Annotated in this window: 13 protein-coding genes; 5 read left to right on the top strand and 8 right to left on the bottom strand. The window is 55.4% G+C overall.

What is annotated here, in order from left to right; all coding sequences use genetic code 11:
- Positions 1–95 precede the first annotated feature (95 nt).
- Together alsS and budA are read right to left on the bottom strand one after the other, a co-directional pair.
- A complete protein-coding gene (alsS, locus tag I2123_RS20850) occupies positions 96–1,772 on the bottom strand; it encodes an acetolactate synthase AlsS (protein ID WP_213051420.1) in 1,677 nt (558 codons plus the stop codon).
- Between the two features lie 27 nt (positions 1,773–1,799).
- Positions 1,800–2,582, bottom strand: a complete 783-nt coding sequence (gene budA, locus I2123_RS20845; protein ID WP_213051419.1) for an acetolactate decarboxylase — start codon at positions 2,580–2,582, stop codon at positions 1,800–1,802.
- A 103-nt stretch (positions 2,583–2,685) separates the two neighbouring features.
- Between budA and I2123_RS20840 the strand changes: the two genes are divergently transcribed.
- Positions 2,686–3,558 carry a LysR family transcriptional regulator gene (locus I2123_RS20840; protein WP_112168352.1) on the top strand — a complete coding sequence of 291 codons (873 nt, stop codon included), beginning with the start codon at positions 2,686–2,688 and terminating at the stop codon, positions 3,556–3,558.
- A 48-nt stretch (positions 3,559–3,606) separates the two neighbouring features.
- Here the strand turns inward: I2123_RS20840 and yfiB are convergent, their stop codons facing one another.
- Genes yfiB through yfiR form a run of 3 tightly spaced genes read right to left on the bottom strand, consistent with a single transcriptional unit; the run spans position 3,607 to position 5,914 of the window.
- Entirely contained in the window at positions 3,607–4,104 is a 498-nt protein-coding gene (yfiB, locus tag I2123_RS20835; protein ID WP_112168353.1) for an outer membrane lipoprotein YfiB, read from the bottom strand.
- Positions 4,105–4,118: 14 nt separating this feature from the next.
- Complete coding sequence (gene dgcN / locus I2123_RS20830; RefSeq protein WP_112168354.1) at positions 4,119–5,399, bottom strand: diguanylate cyclase DgcN/YfiN; 1,281 nt, start codon at positions 5,397–5,399, stop codon at positions 4,119–4,121.
- 2 nt (positions 5,400–5,401) lie between these two features.
- Positions 5,402–5,914 (bottom strand): regulatory sequestration protein YfiR, encoded by a 513-nt coding sequence (gene yfiR / locus I2123_RS20825; RefSeq protein WP_244879863.1) that lies wholly within the window; start codon positions 5,912–5,914, stop codon positions 5,402–5,404.
- A 663-nt stretch (positions 5,915–6,577) separates the two neighbouring features.
- Between yfiR and I2123_RS20820 the strand changes: the two genes are divergently transcribed.
- From I2123_RS20820 to I2123_RS20810, 3 genes are all read left to right on the top strand, one after another.
- Positions 6,578–7,861 carry an HAAAP family serine/threonine permease gene (locus tag I2123_RS20820; RefSeq protein WP_213051418.1) on the top strand — a complete coding sequence of 428 codons (1,284 nt, stop codon included), beginning with the start codon at positions 6,578–6,580 and terminating at the stop codon, positions 7,859–7,861.
- 104 nt (positions 7,862–7,965) lie between these two features.
- Entirely contained in the window at positions 7,966–9,333 is a 1,368-nt protein-coding gene (locus I2123_RS20815; protein WP_112168357.1) for an L-serine ammonia-lyase, read from the top strand.
- Between the two features lie 144 nt (positions 9,334–9,477).
- Complete coding sequence (locus I2123_RS20810) at positions 9,478–11,130, top strand: glycerone kinase (protein WP_213051417.1); 1,653 nt, start codon at positions 9,478–9,480, stop codon at positions 11,128–11,130.
- Between the two features lie 85 nt (positions 11,131–11,215).
- On the opposite strand, the gene I2123_RS20805 is transcribed toward I2123_RS20810, so the two are convergent.
- Both I2123_RS20805 and I2123_RS20800 read right to left on the bottom strand, forming a co-directional pair.
- Positions 11,216–12,691: a SulP family inorganic anion transporter gene (locus I2123_RS20805; protein WP_213052584.1), complete on the bottom strand. Its 1,476-nt coding sequence runs from the start codon at positions 12,689–12,691 to the stop codon at positions 11,216–11,218.
- Positions 12,692–12,711: 20 nt separating this feature from the next.
- Positions 12,712–13,341, bottom strand: coding sequence for a carbonic anhydrase (locus I2123_RS20800; protein WP_112168359.1), 630 nt, complete (start codon positions 13,339–13,341; stop codon positions 12,712–12,714).
- A gap of 345 nt (positions 13,342–13,686) precedes the next feature.
- Between I2123_RS20800 and I2123_RS20795 the strand changes: the two genes are divergently transcribed.
- Complete coding sequence (locus I2123_RS20795; protein ID WP_213051416.1) at positions 13,687–15,906, top strand: YgiQ family radical SAM protein; 2,220 nt, start codon at positions 13,687–13,689, stop codon at positions 15,904–15,906.
- Here the strand turns inward: I2123_RS20795 and rhaM are convergent.
- Positions 15,881–16,195 (bottom strand): L-rhamnose mutarotase, encoded by a 315-nt coding sequence (gene rhaM / locus I2123_RS20790; RefSeq protein ID WP_112168361.1) that lies wholly within the window; start codon positions 16,193–16,195, stop codon positions 15,881–15,883. The two genes, I2123_RS20795 and rhaM, sit on opposite strands and share 26 nt — an antisense overlap.
- Between the last annotated feature and the right edge of the window lie 18 nt (positions 16,196–16,213).

The raw sequence follows: 16,213 nt of genomic DNA, 5'->3' as shown, positions 1-16,213 counted from the left end.
GCCATGGATGGCGCGGTTCGAGCCATCAGGGATGATTTTACGGCGTCTTTACGATCTGCCTGTTTTCACCGCTGCTAATATTTCTGCGCCTCCCCCTAAAACATCTCCCCCAAATTCAACTGTCCCATCAGCAACGCATTATCACTGTAGTCCACCGGCACGGCGACGACGGCGGGGCCCTGGACGTCCATGGCGGCGCGCAGGGTGCTTTCCAGCGTGTCGGCGGAGGTGACGGCAAAACCTTTCGCACCGAAGGCGTCGGCGTAGGCTTTGAAATCTATCGGGCCGAACTGGATGCCGGAGGTGCGCTGGTATTTTTTCTGTTCCTGAATCGCCACCATGTTGTAGGCCTCATCGACCCAGATGATGTGCAGCAGATTCACGCCGAGACGGACGGCGGTTTCCAGCTCCATGCTCGATTGCATAAAGCCGCCGTCGCCGGAAACTGATACCACTTTGCGGCCAGGATCGACCAGCGCTGCGCCAATCGCCCACGGCAGGGCGACGCCCATGGTCTGCTGGCCGTTGGAAATCAGCACCTGACGCGCGCGGAAGCTGTAAAGGTAGCGGGCGATCCAGATGTGGAAACTGCCCATATCGACGCACAGCGTGACGTCGCTATTGACGATGTCCTGCATCGCGCGCACCAGACGCAGCGGGTGGATCGCAAACTGGTTCAGACTGCGGCCTTTTTGGTCTAACAGCGCGCGCTGCTGGCGGCGGTCTTCCAGAATATCGATGGAGGCCGGGCTGAGATCGATGCGCTGATGAATCTGTTCGGTCAGCAAATCCAGCGTGTCGGCGATGTCGCCCACCAGCTCGACGTCCGGCAGATAGTCACTGTCGGTCTCGGCGGGCACCACGTCGATGTGAACCAGTTCGGCATTGTCGTTGCTCCACTGCGCCGGTTCGTACTCGACCGGGCTGTAACCGATGGTGATCACCAGATCGGCGTTGCGCAGCAGGCGGTCACCGGCCTGATTGTTGAACAGTCCGACGCGGCCAGCGAAACGGTGGAATGACGCCTGGTCTATAACCCCGGCGGCCTGATAGGTGCTGGTGACCGGCAGATCGCTTTTGTGCAGTAACCGGCGGATGGCCTCGGCGTTACGCGGCTGGCTGGCCATCAGGCCGAGCAGCAGTACCGGATTTTTGGCCTGCCGCAAAAGGCGTGCGACCTGCAAGATTGCGTCGTGCGGCGCGCTCCCCAGTACCGGTGCCTGTGAGGTCAGGAGTTTACCGCTGGCCGGTTCGTTGACGATGTCCATCGGCAGGCTGATGAAAGCTGCGCCGGGGCGACCAAACTCGGCGGCGCGAAAGCCGTTTGCCAGCACTTCGGCCAGCGCGGAAGGAGAGGTGACTTCGGCGGAATACTTGGTGACCGGGCGGAACATCGCCACGGTGTCCATGGTCTGGTGAACCTGTTTCACATGATCAGCGCGTTTTACCGCGCCGCCGAGCGCGACCAGCGGATCGCCTTCTGAGGTCGCAGTGGCGACGCCTGTGATCAGGTTCGAACAACCGGGGCCGGAGGTGACCAGTGCGACGCCCGCTTTGCCGGTCAGGCGGCCGACGGCACCGGCCATAAAGGCGGCGTTGGCTTCGTGGCGCACCGGGACCAGTGTGATGCTGGAGTCGAGCAGGGAGTCGAAAACGCGGTCGATTTTAGCGCCGGGGATGCCGAAGACGTGTTTAACGCCCTGCGCTTCCAGCTGTGCGACCACCAAATCTGCACCGCAGTTCCACTCGGTTTTACTGTCTGAATTTTTCATGGAGTCACTCCTTCGTGTTTGCGGTGATTAACTTTCAACAGACTGGATGGCGTCGTTCAAATCATCCGGGCATAAATTGGCATGCAGAAAATCGCTGTCCTGCGGGAAGTCGATCAGCAGTTTTTCGACAGTGCCAAACGTCAGCGTGCCGCTCTCGACCTGATAATCCAGCACGTGCCCGCCGCTGCTGCGTTCCTGATTAATAAAGTGTTCGTGATATCCCGCGACGTTGATGCCCTGCATATACGCCGGGGTCAGAAAGCCAATCAGCACGCCCTGACTGTGTTCGATGTGGTAGGTCGGCTGGGCTTCGATGGCTTCGAGCATCGGTTTATAAGGGCGGTGTTGTTCGGGCACGGTACGCGTCTCGACCCGGCTGAACGTCCCGTCGATGCGCAGCGCACAGAAGGTGTTCTGGCTGGCGACCACGTCGTCGATCACCTTGTGGATCTGCTCGCGGCTGTGCGGGCGCTCGATGCGGTACTCATTCGTGGGATTGAAAAAAGTCATCACGGCGAACGGCGTTTTTTGGTCCGGGCTGGCACGTCGTGCGGTGCCGTCGCCGCGCAGCTGGAAGATGTTGTTGTTGAATGCAATCAGCTCGCCGTCAAGACGGTTAAAAGTGCCGAGGCCAAAATCGCCGTGTTTGAGGAGATCAGCCATAGTAGTCTCACCTTCGTACACGCCGCTCAGCAGGGCGCTCATCAGCGAAGACTGATAGAGCACGCGGTCAGGATGCTGTTGCTTAAACGCCGTGGCCGTACGGGCGATGTCGGCGACGCAGGAACAGGAATCAGAATGGTTTTTCATGCAGAGCTCCGCAGTGGAATGGTTAACTTAGCTAACTAAAGGTTGACGCCATTCCGCCCTGAGTTCCAATATGAGGAGGTGTTCACTTTGAGACGTTTTTGATATGGAACTTCGTCATCTGCGCTATTTTGTCGCGGTGGCAGAGACGGGACACTTCACCCGTGCTGCCGAACAGTTGGGGATCTCCCAGCCTCCTCTTAGCCAGCAAATACAGCGGCTTGAACATGAAATTGGTACCCCTTTACTCAAACGCCTGACCCGCGGCGTCGAACTCACCGAAGCCGGAAAAGTGCTGTACGACGACGCCCTGAACATCATCAAACTGACCGATGCCGCCCTTGAGCGTACCCGTGCGGTGGCGCGCGGCATGAACGGCACGCTGCGCATCGGCTTTGCGAACTCGACCGCGTTTAACCCGCAAGTCTTTGCGCTGCTGCACCGCTTTCGGGAGAAATATCCGGGCATGGTGATGGAGCCGCAGGAAAAGGACATGGCCGGGCTGATGACGGCGTTGGGCGAAGGCGTGCTCGACGTGGCGTTTATCCGCCTGCCGTGCGAGCGCAGCAAAGCGTTCAGTTTTAAGGTGATGGATATCGAAGAGATGATGGTGGCACTGCCGAAAACGCATCCGCTCAGTCAGGGGAAAGACGTCAGGCTGGCGGCGCTGCGGCATGACAATCTGATTACCTTCCCGCGCGACCTGTCGCCGGGGCTGTATGACGCCGTCACTCATGCCTGCGAAGAGGCCGGGTTCTCGCCGCGCTTCGGTCAGCAGTGTCCGCAAATTACCTCATCGCTGAGCATGGTGGCGACAGGATTTGGCTACGCGCTGGTGCCTGCTTCATTGGGTAAGATCGATGAGAATAATGTGCGCTGTCTGCCCATTGCCGGGCAGACATTGACGACGCAAATCGCGCTGGCGTGGCGTCGGACGGATAACTGCAAGGCCGCGCTGCATCTGGTGGGATTGTTATAAAAGGGGCGATAAGCGTTTTATCACCCGGCCATTTTCACGCGACAATACTTATACGACGATAATCACAGACACGCGGCGATTCTGCGCGCGGCCTTCCTGCGTTTTATTGCTGGCGACCGGCTGGCTCTGGCCTAATCCGCGGGTGTGAATATTGGCGCGTGGCATGCCTGCCTTCGCAAAGGCGTCGGCGACGGTGTTGGCGCGGCGCAATGAAAGATCGTTGTTGTAGCTGGCGTCGCCGTAGTTATCGGTATGGCCGTCGAGGTTCACTTTGCTCAGGCCGACGTGCAGCAGCTCGTTCGCCAGTTTTTCAACTGTCTGTTCACTTTCAGGTGACAGTTTGGCCTGATTGTTCCCGAACAGCACTTTCGCATCCAGACCCAGTTCCCAGCCGGAAGCGGTCTGGGTGAAGCCATTTTTTTGCAGCACGGCGATTTGTTCCGGAGTCAGTCCGGCGGGTTTGGTCTGACAGGCGGCCAGCAGCAAAATGCACAGTCCCATCGTGGCGAACTGGTACCAGGTTTTAAACGTTTTATACGGGTGCATGGGGGAAACTCCTTTTAGTCTTTCGTCACGACGGTCAGCGGCATACCGGTTGAGACATGCCAGCAACTGCCGGATATTTTTTTCGAGCGGTACATAGCCTCATCGGCCTTTTCGAGTAACTCTTTAGCGCTGTTTGCCTGCGATGGCGACAGCGCGATACCAATACTCAGTGAAACATCCAGCGTCTTGTTGTTGAGCAATATCACCGGTGTTTTCATGATCTCGACAATGCGTTCGGCAAAGGCCACCGACTCCGCAGTAGAGATCATCGGGTCGAGCAGAATGGCGAACTCATCGCCGCCCAGGCGCGCCAGCACGTCGCCTTCACGCAGGGTTTTAGACAGCCTTTCGCCAATCACCATCAGCACGCGATCGCCCGCTGCATGGCCCAGTGAATCGTTGATCTCTTTGAAGTTATCGACATCAATAAACAGCAGCGCCAGTGATAGCGGCGGACGCATCGGATTGAAGCACTGATTCAAGGTATCAATAAAGAACGCGCGATTATGCAGACCCGTCAGGCCGTCGTGCAACGCCTTTTTGGTCAGCGACACGTTCTCATTTTTCATGTGATTCTCCCAGGCCTCCAGCTCGGTCAGCAGGCTGTTGAAGTCCTGACTGAGCGTGTGCAGCTCAGCAATCGGCGCGGAAGGCACGCGCAAAGTGAATGAACGGTTAGCGCTCACTTCGTGCGTCACGCGCGTGATATGGCCGAGTGCATCGACGATGCCTTTTTGCATCCGTCGGGAGAAATAGAGCGCGACCAGCGCAGTCAGCACCAGACAGCCGAGCAGGCTGAGCACCGTTTCCAGCAGGAAGCCGAGCAGGCTGGTGCCGTTACCGGTGAGCCAGACAGTACCTATCACTGAACCGGAGTGGATAACCGGCAGCGTGACCGGGTCGGGGAAGGCGAGATGGCCGACGAACTGCCCGAGTTTGTCCCAGTTACCTGCCACCGGATGCTGCCATTCAGTGAAGGTATTCCCCGCCGGGGTCAGAATTTTCGCCTGCGCGAAATCGCCACGGTCGGCGATAAACACCAGCGAATCGTGCGCGGCGGAGGCGTCGTTAAATACCAGCGCGGCTTCGGTGGTGTAGCTGATCGCCCGTGCGGTGAGCTGCAAATTGCTTTCTGCGTGTGAGCGCAGCGCCAGCAGCGCCAGCATTATCAGCAAAAATCCCGCCAGTCCGATTGCCGTCAAAATCACAATCACATGGATGCGGTTCAGCGCCGCGCCTAACGTCTTACGCTGGCGTGGCTGTTCTACGTCAGGAACAGGAATATTATTTTCCATCATCACTCCTTTTCCCTGGCAAGTTGTAATACGGCGGGATTTACCCGCACGCCGCTGCGTGACAGCGTATCCAGATTTAATTTAAATCCGGTGTGTTGGGCGGTGATCACCAGACAAAATGCATTGAGTAATGCACAGGCGTCATCCTGTTCTCCAATAGTCAGCACCGCATGGCCGTCCAGCCGCTGATGTAAATCGGCCTGCTGCTCCGGCGTGGTGTAACCGGAATAAATGGCGTCACACTGTGTCGCCAGCATCGGGCTGTCGAAAGGGTAAGTCATCACGTTGAGCGATCTGCCGGAGAAGGCGCTGCCGTCGGGCGTGAGCTGCGCAGCATATTTCACTGGCGGGATGATGCACAGCCGCAGCGTGTTGGAGGTGACTTCACCCGGCGGCCAGCGGGAATAGCTGAGGATGCCGTTGACCGTCTGGGCCACGCTCGAATTCAGCGCCATATCATTATTAGTTTGCGCGGCGCTTGGGGTCAGCGGGGCAACCAGCAAAAGCATGAGCATGGCAAAGCCATACGCAGCCCGAAATAACGAGCGGGTGTGCGTCTTCACTGACAGGCAAAAAGAATGTCGGGCTTTTCCCATTGGCACGCTCTGTGTTTCATCCGGTTGAAATTGTTTCACCGGTGTAAGAATAACTTTATCGGCAATAGTTCTGAAAGCGTCAGTAAAAAATTTCCCCCCTTGCCGCAGCACTGTTTTGTGGCGTTTTGTTGACACAGATCCAGGCTCAGCGCGGGACACTGAAGAAGTATTAATGTAATAAGAATCTATGCTGTTGGTTTATTGAGCAAAGAATGTCGGGGGCTGAAGTGGATAAAAAAACCAACCTGTTTGTATTTCAACCGTTAATTAAATAATAATCACGGGGATAACAATTTATTACTAAAGAATAATGTTACCAGTCTCTCTTTTTCATGAAATTAAATTAGTGAAAATGTTAATAGATTGGAATTTAAAGGAATATTAAGCGGCTATTTTAGGATATTCGTGACCATGATCTCAATCTCAGGCGGTTACCCAGATTTTTATGCTACGGATAGGTATCATGCCCGCATTAATGGTATGTTTTATCCGTCAGGATGGTTTTTATGATGACGGGTGCAGTGAAAAAAACATCAACCATTCTGGGGAACGAAATATTTTATAATTAAGTAATGAGGGATTATGGATAACACAACAATCGGAACGCTGTCTAAACAGTCAGTAAGTTCCTGGCGTAAAACTGACACCATGTGGATGTTAGGTCTGTACGGAACGGCTATTGGTGCAGGGGTTCTTTTCTTACCTATTAATGCCGGTATTGGCGGATTAATTCCGTTAATTATTATGACAATCCTCGCATTCCCAATGACGTTTTTCGCTCACCGCGGATTAACCCGATTTGTTTTATCCGGGAAAAATGCCGGTGAAGATATTACCGAAGTTGTGGAAGAACATTTTGGTATTTCCGCCGGTAAGTTAATTACGCTGCTTTATTTCTTCGCTATTTACCCGATTCTTCTGGTGTATAGCGTCGCGATTACTAACACCGTTGAGAGCTTTATTACTCACCAGATGCATATGACTGCGCCACCTCGCGCCATTCTTTCTCTGGTGCTGTTGTTAGGCTTAATGACGCTGGTGCATTTCGGTCAGGATCTGATCGTCAAAGCCATGAGTATTTTGGTCTTCCCGTTCGTTGCCGTATTAATGGCGCTGGCGCTGTATCTGATCCCAAACTGGAACACGACGGTCTTCGAAAATGTCTCCCTGTCCGGTAACGGCGTAGGGCACGGCATGCTGATGACCCTGTGGCTGGTTATTCCGGTGATGGTGTTCTCCTTCAACCACTCGCCAATTATCTCTTCTTTCGCGGTCGCGAAACGCAAAGAGTACGGCGACGACGCTGAGAAAAAATGTTCACGCATTCTGGCATTTAGCCACATCATGATGGTGCTGACGGTGATGTTCTTCGTCTTCAGCTGCGTCCTGAGCCTGTCTCCGGCAGACCTGATGGAAGCCAAAGCGCAGAACGTTTCAATTCTGTCTTATTTAGCTAACCACTTCTCCAACCCGGTGATTGAATATATCGCGCCGTTTATTGCATTCATCGCGATTACGAAATCTTTCCTCGGCCATTATCTTGGTGCGCGTGAAGGTTTCAACGGTATGGTGATTAAATCACTGCGCAGCAAAGGGAAAACTATTCCATTACCTAAGCTGAACCGTTATACCGGTATCTTTATGTTAGTCACGGCCTGGGCGGTTGCTACTCTGAATCCAAGTATTCTGGGTATGATTGAAACCCTCGGCGGTCCGATTATTGCGATGTTATTATTCCTGATGCCTATGTATGCCATTCGCAAAGTCCCTGCGATGAGAAAATACAGCGGCCACATCAGTAATGTCTTCGTGGTAATTATGGGTCTGATTGCTATGTCAGCGATTGTATTCAGCCTGATCGGTTAATTAATAAAATCTGTTAATACAGTGAGCGAAAATAATTCGCTCACTGCTTTCTGCTACCTGTTTCTTATTCTTTCCCGTCATCCTATTCAGACATGGAGTCCACCGTGATCAGCGTCTTCGATATTTTCAAAATTGGTATTGGTCCTTCCAGTTCGCATACTGTTGGCCCGATGAAAGCCGGGAAAATATTTACTGATGAGCTTATTTCTTTAGGTCATCTCGCACAGACCACCCGCGTGGTGGTAGACGTTTACGGGTCTTTATCGTTGACCGGTAAAGGTCACCATACCGATCTGGCCATCATCATGGGGCTGGCCGGCAATATGCCAGACGACGTTGATATCGATGCGATCCCGGCGTTTATACGTCAGGTAGAAACCACCGGGCGTCTGATGCTTGGCAAAGGCGCCAAAGAGGTGGATTTCCCGGCCTGTTCCGGCATGAATTTCCACCGCAGCAATTTGCCGCTGCACGAAAACGGCATGTCGATCAGCGCCTTTAACGGCGACGAACTGCTGTACACGCAAACCTATTATTCCATTGGCGGCGGCTTTATCGTCGAAGCCAGTAAATTCGGCCTGCAGGATGAAAATCCGGTAGTGCGCCCGTACCCGTTCCACTCCGCCAGTGATTTGCAAAAGCATTGCATTGATACCGGCCTCTCGCTCTCGGCGCTGATGCTGCAAAACGAACTGGCGAGCCATTCCCGTGCAGAAATCAGCGATCACTTCGCGGCAATCTGGAACGTGATGAGCGAAGGTATTACGCGCGGTATTCACACCGAAGGGCTTCTGCCTGGGCCGATGAAAATCAACCGTCGCGCCGCCGCGCTGCGTCGCATTCTGGTGACGCAGGATAAAAACAACGTCGATCCGATGGGCGTCGTGGACTGGATCAACATGTACGCGATGGCGGTGAACGAAGAAAATGCCGCAGGTGGCCGCGTGGTTACCGCACCGACCAACGGCGCATGCGGGATTATTCCTGCGGTGCTGACCTACTACGATCAGTTTATCCGCCCGATAAGCCCTGATTCTTACAGCCGTTTCTTCCTCGCCTCCGGCGCGGTCGGCATTCTGTTCAAAATGAACGCCTCGATTTCCGGCGCAGAAGTCGGTTGTCAGGGCGAAGTCGGCGTCGCCTGTTCGATGGCGGCGGCGGGCCTGACCGAACTGCTGGGCGGCAGCACCGCGCAGGTGTTTATGGCAGCGGAAATTGCCATGGAACATCACCTCGGGTTGACCTGTGATCCGCTCGCCGGACAGGTTCAGGTGCCGTGCATCGAACGCAATGCTATCTCTGCCGTGAAAGCGGTGAACGCCTCACGCATGGCGCTGCGCCGCACCAGCGAACCGCGCGTGTGCCTCGATAAAGTCATCGAAACCATGTACGAAACCGGCAAAGATATGAACTCAAAGTATCGCGAAACGTCCACAGGCGGCCTGGCAATTAAAGTCCTCGCCTGTAACTGATTCTTTCCTCTTCATTTCCGAAAAGGCGGGAAACCGCCTTTCTCGTCTCCTTCCCGATTTTTCTCCTGTGCTATGTTTTGGTTATCAAAAAATTTATGTAGTCCCTCAAAACACCTGGAAAACAGTTAAAAGGAAACGTCCGGCATGTCTAAATTTTTCATGAATGACCGCAAGACTCTGATTAACGATGTTATCGAAGGGGTGATCCTGACCTCTCCCTACAAAAATCTGGCGAAGCTGGACGTCGATCCGGCTATCCGCGTTGTGGTGCGCCGCGACTGGGATAAGAAAAAGGTCGCGCTGATCTCCGGCGGCGGCTCGGGCCACGAACCGGCGCACGTCGGATTTGTCGGCAAAGGAATGCTCACCGCCGCGGTCTGCGGCGAAGTGTTTGCCTCGCCGAGCGTCGATGCGGTGCTGAACGCGATTGTGGCGGTGACCGGTAAAGCGGGCTGTCTGCTGATCGTCAAAAACTACACCGGCGACCGGCTGAACTTCGGGCTGGCGGCGGAGAAAGCCAAAGGTATGGGGTACAACGTCGAACTGGTCATGGTCTCCGACGATATCTCCCTGCCGGACAACAAACAGCCGCGCGGTATCGCCGGTACGGTGCTGGTGCACAAAATCGCCGGTTATGCGGCCGAGCAGGGGAAATCCCTGAAAGACGTTACCAAAATCGCGCAGCAGGCGATTGATGCCACTGCCAGCATGGGCGTGGCGATGTCCGGTTGCAGCCTGCCGGGCGGCGGCGAAGATGAAGAAGAACAGCGTATCGAATCGGGCCACGTCGAGCTGGGTCTGGGCATTCACGGCGAGCCGGGCGTGTCGAAGATGAAAACCCAGAACAGCAAAAAAGTGGTAGATACGCTGGTCGAAAAGCTTCAGGCACATGTGAAGAAATCCGACAAACTGGCGGTGCTGATCAACAACCTCGGCGGCGTGTCTCCGCTGGAGATGAGCCAGCTGACCAAAGAAGTGGTGCATTCGGCGCTGGGCGGTTCGATTCGTTATCTGATTGGGCCCGCGTCGCTGGTCAGCGCGCTGGATATGAAAGGTTTCTCGCTGTCTGTGATTGCGCTCAAAGGCGGCATTGAAGAAGCGTTGCTGGCAGACGTTGAAGCGTCCGGCTGGCAGCCTCTGGTCAAACTGGAAAAACTGGCCACGAAGAAAGGCAAGAAAATCAGCGAGAAGAAAACCGCCAAAGCCTCTTCTAACGCAGAAGTCAGCAAAATTGTCGAGACCATTACCCAGACACTTTCCGATCTGGAAGATGAGCTGAACAAGCTCGATGCCAAAGTGGGCGACGGCGACACCGGATCGACCTTTGCCACCGGCGCGCGCGATATTCAGAAACAAAACAAGGCCAAAAAGCTGCCGCTGAACAACGTAGCGGATCTGCTTGGCGTGGTCGGCGATCGTCTGGCGGTAGTGATGGGCGGATCGAGCGGCGTGCTGATGTCGATCTTCTTTACCGCTGCCGGTAAGAAATTCGAAGAAGGCGAAAAATTGCCGAAAGCGTTGCTGTTTGGTCTCGAACGCATGAAGCACTACGGCGGCGCAGATCTCGGCGATCGCACGATGATCGACGCGCTGCAACCGGCTCTGGAAGCGCTGGGCAAAAAAGATGCCCTGAAAGGGGCAGCCAAAGCCGCGGCCAAAGGCGCGAAAGACACGGCCAGCATGAAGAAAGCCAATGCCGGACGTTCGTCATACCTGAGCAGTGACAGCCTGAAAGGCGTGAAAGATCCGGGCGCCGTGGCGGTCGAAAAAGTCTTCGAGGCGCTGGCGAAAAAATAGTGTTCGGATGACAGTACTTTGCTTAATAAATCAAAGGCCTGCGGGGAAACCGGCAGGCCTTTTTATTTACTTCAGTTCGAAATGATCAGCACCCGCCCGGCCAGCGATCCAGCGTGATATTTCTGTCCGGCGCTTTGGCACCGAAATCGGACAGCACGGCTTTTACATCCGGATCGATGTAATCAGCGTTGTCGTGCTCGACACGCACCACGCTGTTATCCGGAATTTCCGCCAGCAGGCTTTGCAAACGCGGGTTGTGCAGGAAAGTCAGGTTCTGATGAAAACGCATCACGTAATGGTTTTCATAGCGCGTCAGCTGCACGGCATTGCGATGGCTTTTGTACGTGCTCGACAGCAGCTGCGCCAGTATCCCGAGACCAATCCCGGCCAGCATGCCGAAGACCAGAATGCCCATCAGCGTGGCGACAAACGGCAGGAACTGCGGCATGCCCAGACGCCACTGTGTGATGAACAGCTCCGGCGACGCCAGTTTGTAGCCGGTGTACAGCAGCACCGCCGCCAGGCAGGCCAGCGGAATGGTATTGAGCATGTCGCTGAAAAACATTCCGCACAGCAGTAGCAACACGCCGTGCAGCAGGATCGACACTTTGCTGCGCGCGCCGGTGTTAACGTTCACCGAACTGCGCACGATCACCGCGGTGATCGGCAGACCGCCGAGAAATCCGCTGATCAGATTTCCGATCCCCTGCGCGCGCATTTCCTTATTTGGCGAAGGAGCGGGCGTTTGTTCTTTCAGCTTTTTCAGCGCTTCCTGACTCAGCAAGGTTTCCAGGCTGGCAACCAGCGCCAGCGTGACGGCGATAACGTAGATCTGCGGATTATTCCACGCGCTCCAGTTGGGCTTCTCCAGTTGTGACGTGACTTCATCCACGCTGTCGAATTTCGGCAGGGCGATACGCGGTAACGATTGCATCGCGTCCGGAAAGAGACGATCGCCGAAGATCATCGCCAGACTTCCCCACAGCACGGCCACCAGCGGCCCCGGAATGTAGGTCATCAGTTTGATGCGTTTGAACGGCGGAGTGGTCCACAGCCAGAGGATAAGCAACGCCACGCCGGAAACCAGCAGCACGGTCGGCGAAAGGCTGAACGCCGGATCGCTGAAGATGCCTTTCAGACCCTCTTCCCCTTCATAGCCCAGCGCCACCGGGATCTGCTGCATGATCAGTAATATCCCGATCGCCGCCAGCATGCCCTGAATAACGGATCCGGGGATCAGCGAGACAAAGCGTCCGGCTTTGATGATACCGAAGACGATCTGCAATACGCCTGCCAGCATCAGCGCCAGCAACAGTGATGAGAAGGATCCGAGCGTTTCCATCGCGCCGACGACGATCGTCACCAGCCCGGCCGCCGGGCCGCTGACTGCAAAACGCGACGGGCTGAGTAGGGTGACGATGATACCGCCGATGACACCGGTCAGCAGGCCGACAAACGGCGGTAATCCGCTGGCCTGCGCGATGCCGAGACTTAGCGGCAGTGCCACCAGAAAGACCACGATCCCAGCCGGAATGTCGTAACGCAGGAAATTCATGTTGATACCGTTATTCGTGCTTATCGTCATGAAACAGCCTCCACGGCGCTTTGCTGCACCAGCTCTTTTAAGTGCCCGCTGTGCAGATCGTACACACAGCCATAAACGTGCAGGGAAACGCCATTTTCCCAGGCCTGCTGAACCGGGGCGGTGGCGATAAGGTGGGAAAATTGTGTCAGGACGTTGGCTTCGACCAGCTGATTTTGCCGTTCTGGCTCCTCGCCTGTACCGGTGTGAAAGTCGTCGATGTGCGGATGAAGCGCTGAACGTAACTGGTGAATTCGCCGCGAAAGCGCATTGTCTTGCTCCGCCAGCGGCATATCCGGCAATGCGACGGCGGCCTGAACGCCGCCGCAGCCGTAGTGACCGCACAGCACAATGTTGGAGACTTTCAGGTATTCCAGCGCGTATTGCAGCACGCTTTGAAAATTGTCATCTGCGTCCAGCACCATATTGGCGATGTTGCGATGCACGAACAGTTCGCCCGGATGTGCGCCGGTCAGGACTTCGGCTGGCACGCGGCTGTCGGAACAGCCGATCCACAGCGTATGTGGTTGTTGGGGTTGTGCTGTTTGCTCGAAATAGCCCGGATCGCTCTGGCTTTGTTTCAGCGCCCAGCTGCGGTTACGGGCAAGGAGTGGGATCAATGCGGTCACGATATGCTTCTCTCTGTCAGGGGGCCGGAGATTTCTCCGCTGGCCCGGTGGCGATCAACGTCTAAAGTAAGAAATTCTTTAGTTACGATTTGAAGCTTCTTGATGCACTTTCTAACATGGTAGTCGGCAATTCCGCATAAGGAAAATCTTAGAGTGATGTGGCGGCGATCACGCAAAACCGGATGCCTGGACTGAAAACCTTGATCTCACGCATGCCAAAGTCATTCCCCGCAGCAGATGAATTTTTGCCCACGTATAATCTCCGGCCTTGATTTTCTGGCTGCGAAATCACGATTTATAAGCCGTGCTTAAGCAACTTTCCTTTTATTTCAGCGAAAACTTCCTATGCCAATCAGCCTGATCCAACCCGATCGCACCCTGTTTTCTTACCCGCGTTACTGGGCCGAATGCTACGGTACTGCGCCGTTTTTCCCGATGAGTCGGGAGGAGATGAATCAGCTCGGCTGGGACAGCTGTGATGTTATCGTGGTGACCGGCGATGCGTATGTGGATCACCCGAGTTTCGGGATGGCGATCGTTGGCCGCATGCTGGAAGCGCAGGGTTTTCGCGTGGGTATCATCGCGCAGCCGGACTGGAGCAACAAAGACGATTTCATGCGTCTGGGGAAACCGAATCTGTTCTACGGCGTGACCGCGGGAAACATGGATTCGATGATCAACCGCTACACCGCTGACCGCAAACTGCGCCACGACGATGCCTATACACCAGACAACGTCGGCGGTAAGCGGCCTGATCGCGCCACGCTGGTTTATACGCAGCGCTGCAAAGAGGCGTTCAGCGATGTGCCGGTGCTGCTGGGCGGCATCGAAGCCAGCCTGCGCCGCATCGCGCATTACGATTACTGGTCAGATACCGTGCGCCGCTCGGTGCTGGTGGATTCCAAAGCCGACATGCTGATTTACGGCAACGGCGAGCGCCCGCTGGTGGAAGTCGCGCACCGTCTGGCGGCAGGCGAAGCTATTACGGATATTCACGACGTGCGCAATACCGCCGTGATGCGTAAAACGGCGCTGGTCGGCTGGAGTGGGGTGGATTCCACTCGGCTGGATAAACCGGGCCGCATCGAACCCATTATGAATCCGTACGGCGAAGATTTGCCGTGCTCAGAAGGTGAATTGCCCGCGCCGGACGCGCCGCAGCCGGTGACCGTGCGTGCGCCGAAACCGAAGCCGTGGGAGAAAACCTACGTGCTGTTGCCGTCATTTGAAAAAGTGAAGGCCGACAAAGTGCTTTACGCGCATACCTCGCGCATTCTTCACCATGAAACCAACCCCGGCTGTGCGCGGGCATTGATGCAAAAACACGGCGATCGTTACGTGTGGATCAACCCGCCGGCGATCCCGTTATCCACTGAAGAGATGGACGAAGTGTTTGCACTGCCGTTCCAGCGCGTGCCACATCCGTCTTACGGCAAGGCGACCATTCCGGCGTATGACATGATCCGTTTTTCGATCAATATCATGCGTGGCTGTTATGGCGGCTGTTCGTTCTGCTCGATCACCGAGCACGAAGGGCGGATCATTCAGAGCCGATCCGAAGAGTCGATCGTTCGTGAAATCGAAGAGATCCGCGATAACGTGCCGGGATTTACTGGCGTGATTTCCGATCTCGGCGGGCCGACCGCCAACATGTATATGCTGCGCTGTCAGTCGCCGAAAGCCGAGCAAAGCTGCCGCCGCGCCTCCTGCGTGTATCCTGAAATTTGTACGCACATGGACACCAACCATGAGCCGACCATCAATCTTTACCGCCGCACCCGCAACCTGAAAGGCATCAAGAAAATCCTGATCGCCTCGGGTGTGCGTTACGATCTGGCGGTGGAAGATCCGCGTTATATCAAAGAGCTGGCTGAACATCACGTCGGCGGATATCTGAAGATCGCGCCGGAGCATACTGAAACCGGGCCGCTGTCGAAGATGATGAAACCGGGCATGGGCAGCTATTACCGCTTCAAGGAGCTGTTCGACACCTATTCGAAACAGGCGGGCAAAGAGCAGTACCTGATCCCGTATTTTATCTCGGCACATCCGGGCACGCGTACCGAAGATATGATCAATCTGGCGCTGTGGCTCAAGCAGAACCGCTTCCGTCTGGATCAGGTGCAGAACTTCTATCCGTCGCCGCTCGCCAGCGCCACCACCATGTATTACAGCGGCAAAAATCCACTCAACAAAGTGGATTACAAAAGCGAAGACGTGGTGGTGCCGAAGGGCGATCGTCAGCGCCGGTTGCACAAGGCGCTGCTGCGTTATCACGATCCGGTGAACTGGCCTGTGATCCGCGAAGCGCTGACGGCGATGGGAATGCGCCGTCTGATTGGCGTTCGCCCGGATTGTCTGGTGCCGCCGGACGGTTTTGATCCGCGCTTTGCCCCGCCGCGCTCGGGGATCGCACGGCCTGCGGCCACGCGCTTTACGGCGTCGAAAGCACAGAATCCGGGAACGGGAAAAGGTAAAGCAGGGGAGTCACGGGCGGGTAAAAAACCGGCAGCGCAGGGAAAAGGGGCAAATCGCAGCGTTAATCGAGGTAAAAGACCGGTTTAAGATCGCTGCTTATCGGGCTGTTATCGGCATTGGCAGGCATCACGTCTGCCATATGCTTCCACCACTGCTGGCAGATATCCGTTTTTGCCACCGCATCCCATCTTTCTTCTGATTCGATTTCGACATAGCCAAACAGCAAATTACGTTTTTCATCGAGAAAAATACTGTAGTGATGGGCGCCGTGGGCTTTCAGCGTTTCCGCCAGTTCCGGCCAGATCGGAGAATGCCGACGCTGGTATTCAGCATGCGCATTCGGGTTGATCTGCATAACGAAGGATTTACGGATCATATTGGCTCCTGGTTGGAT

The sequence above is a fragment of the Rahnella inusitata genome, assembly GCF_018288855.1.
In the GTDB taxonomy this organism is placed as follows: domain Bacteria; phylum Pseudomonadota; class Gammaproteobacteria; order Enterobacterales; family Enterobacteriaceae; genus Rahnella; species Rahnella inusitata.
Note: the sequence above shows the minus strand (reverse complement) of the source record. Positions and strands in the feature narration are given on the sequence as shown.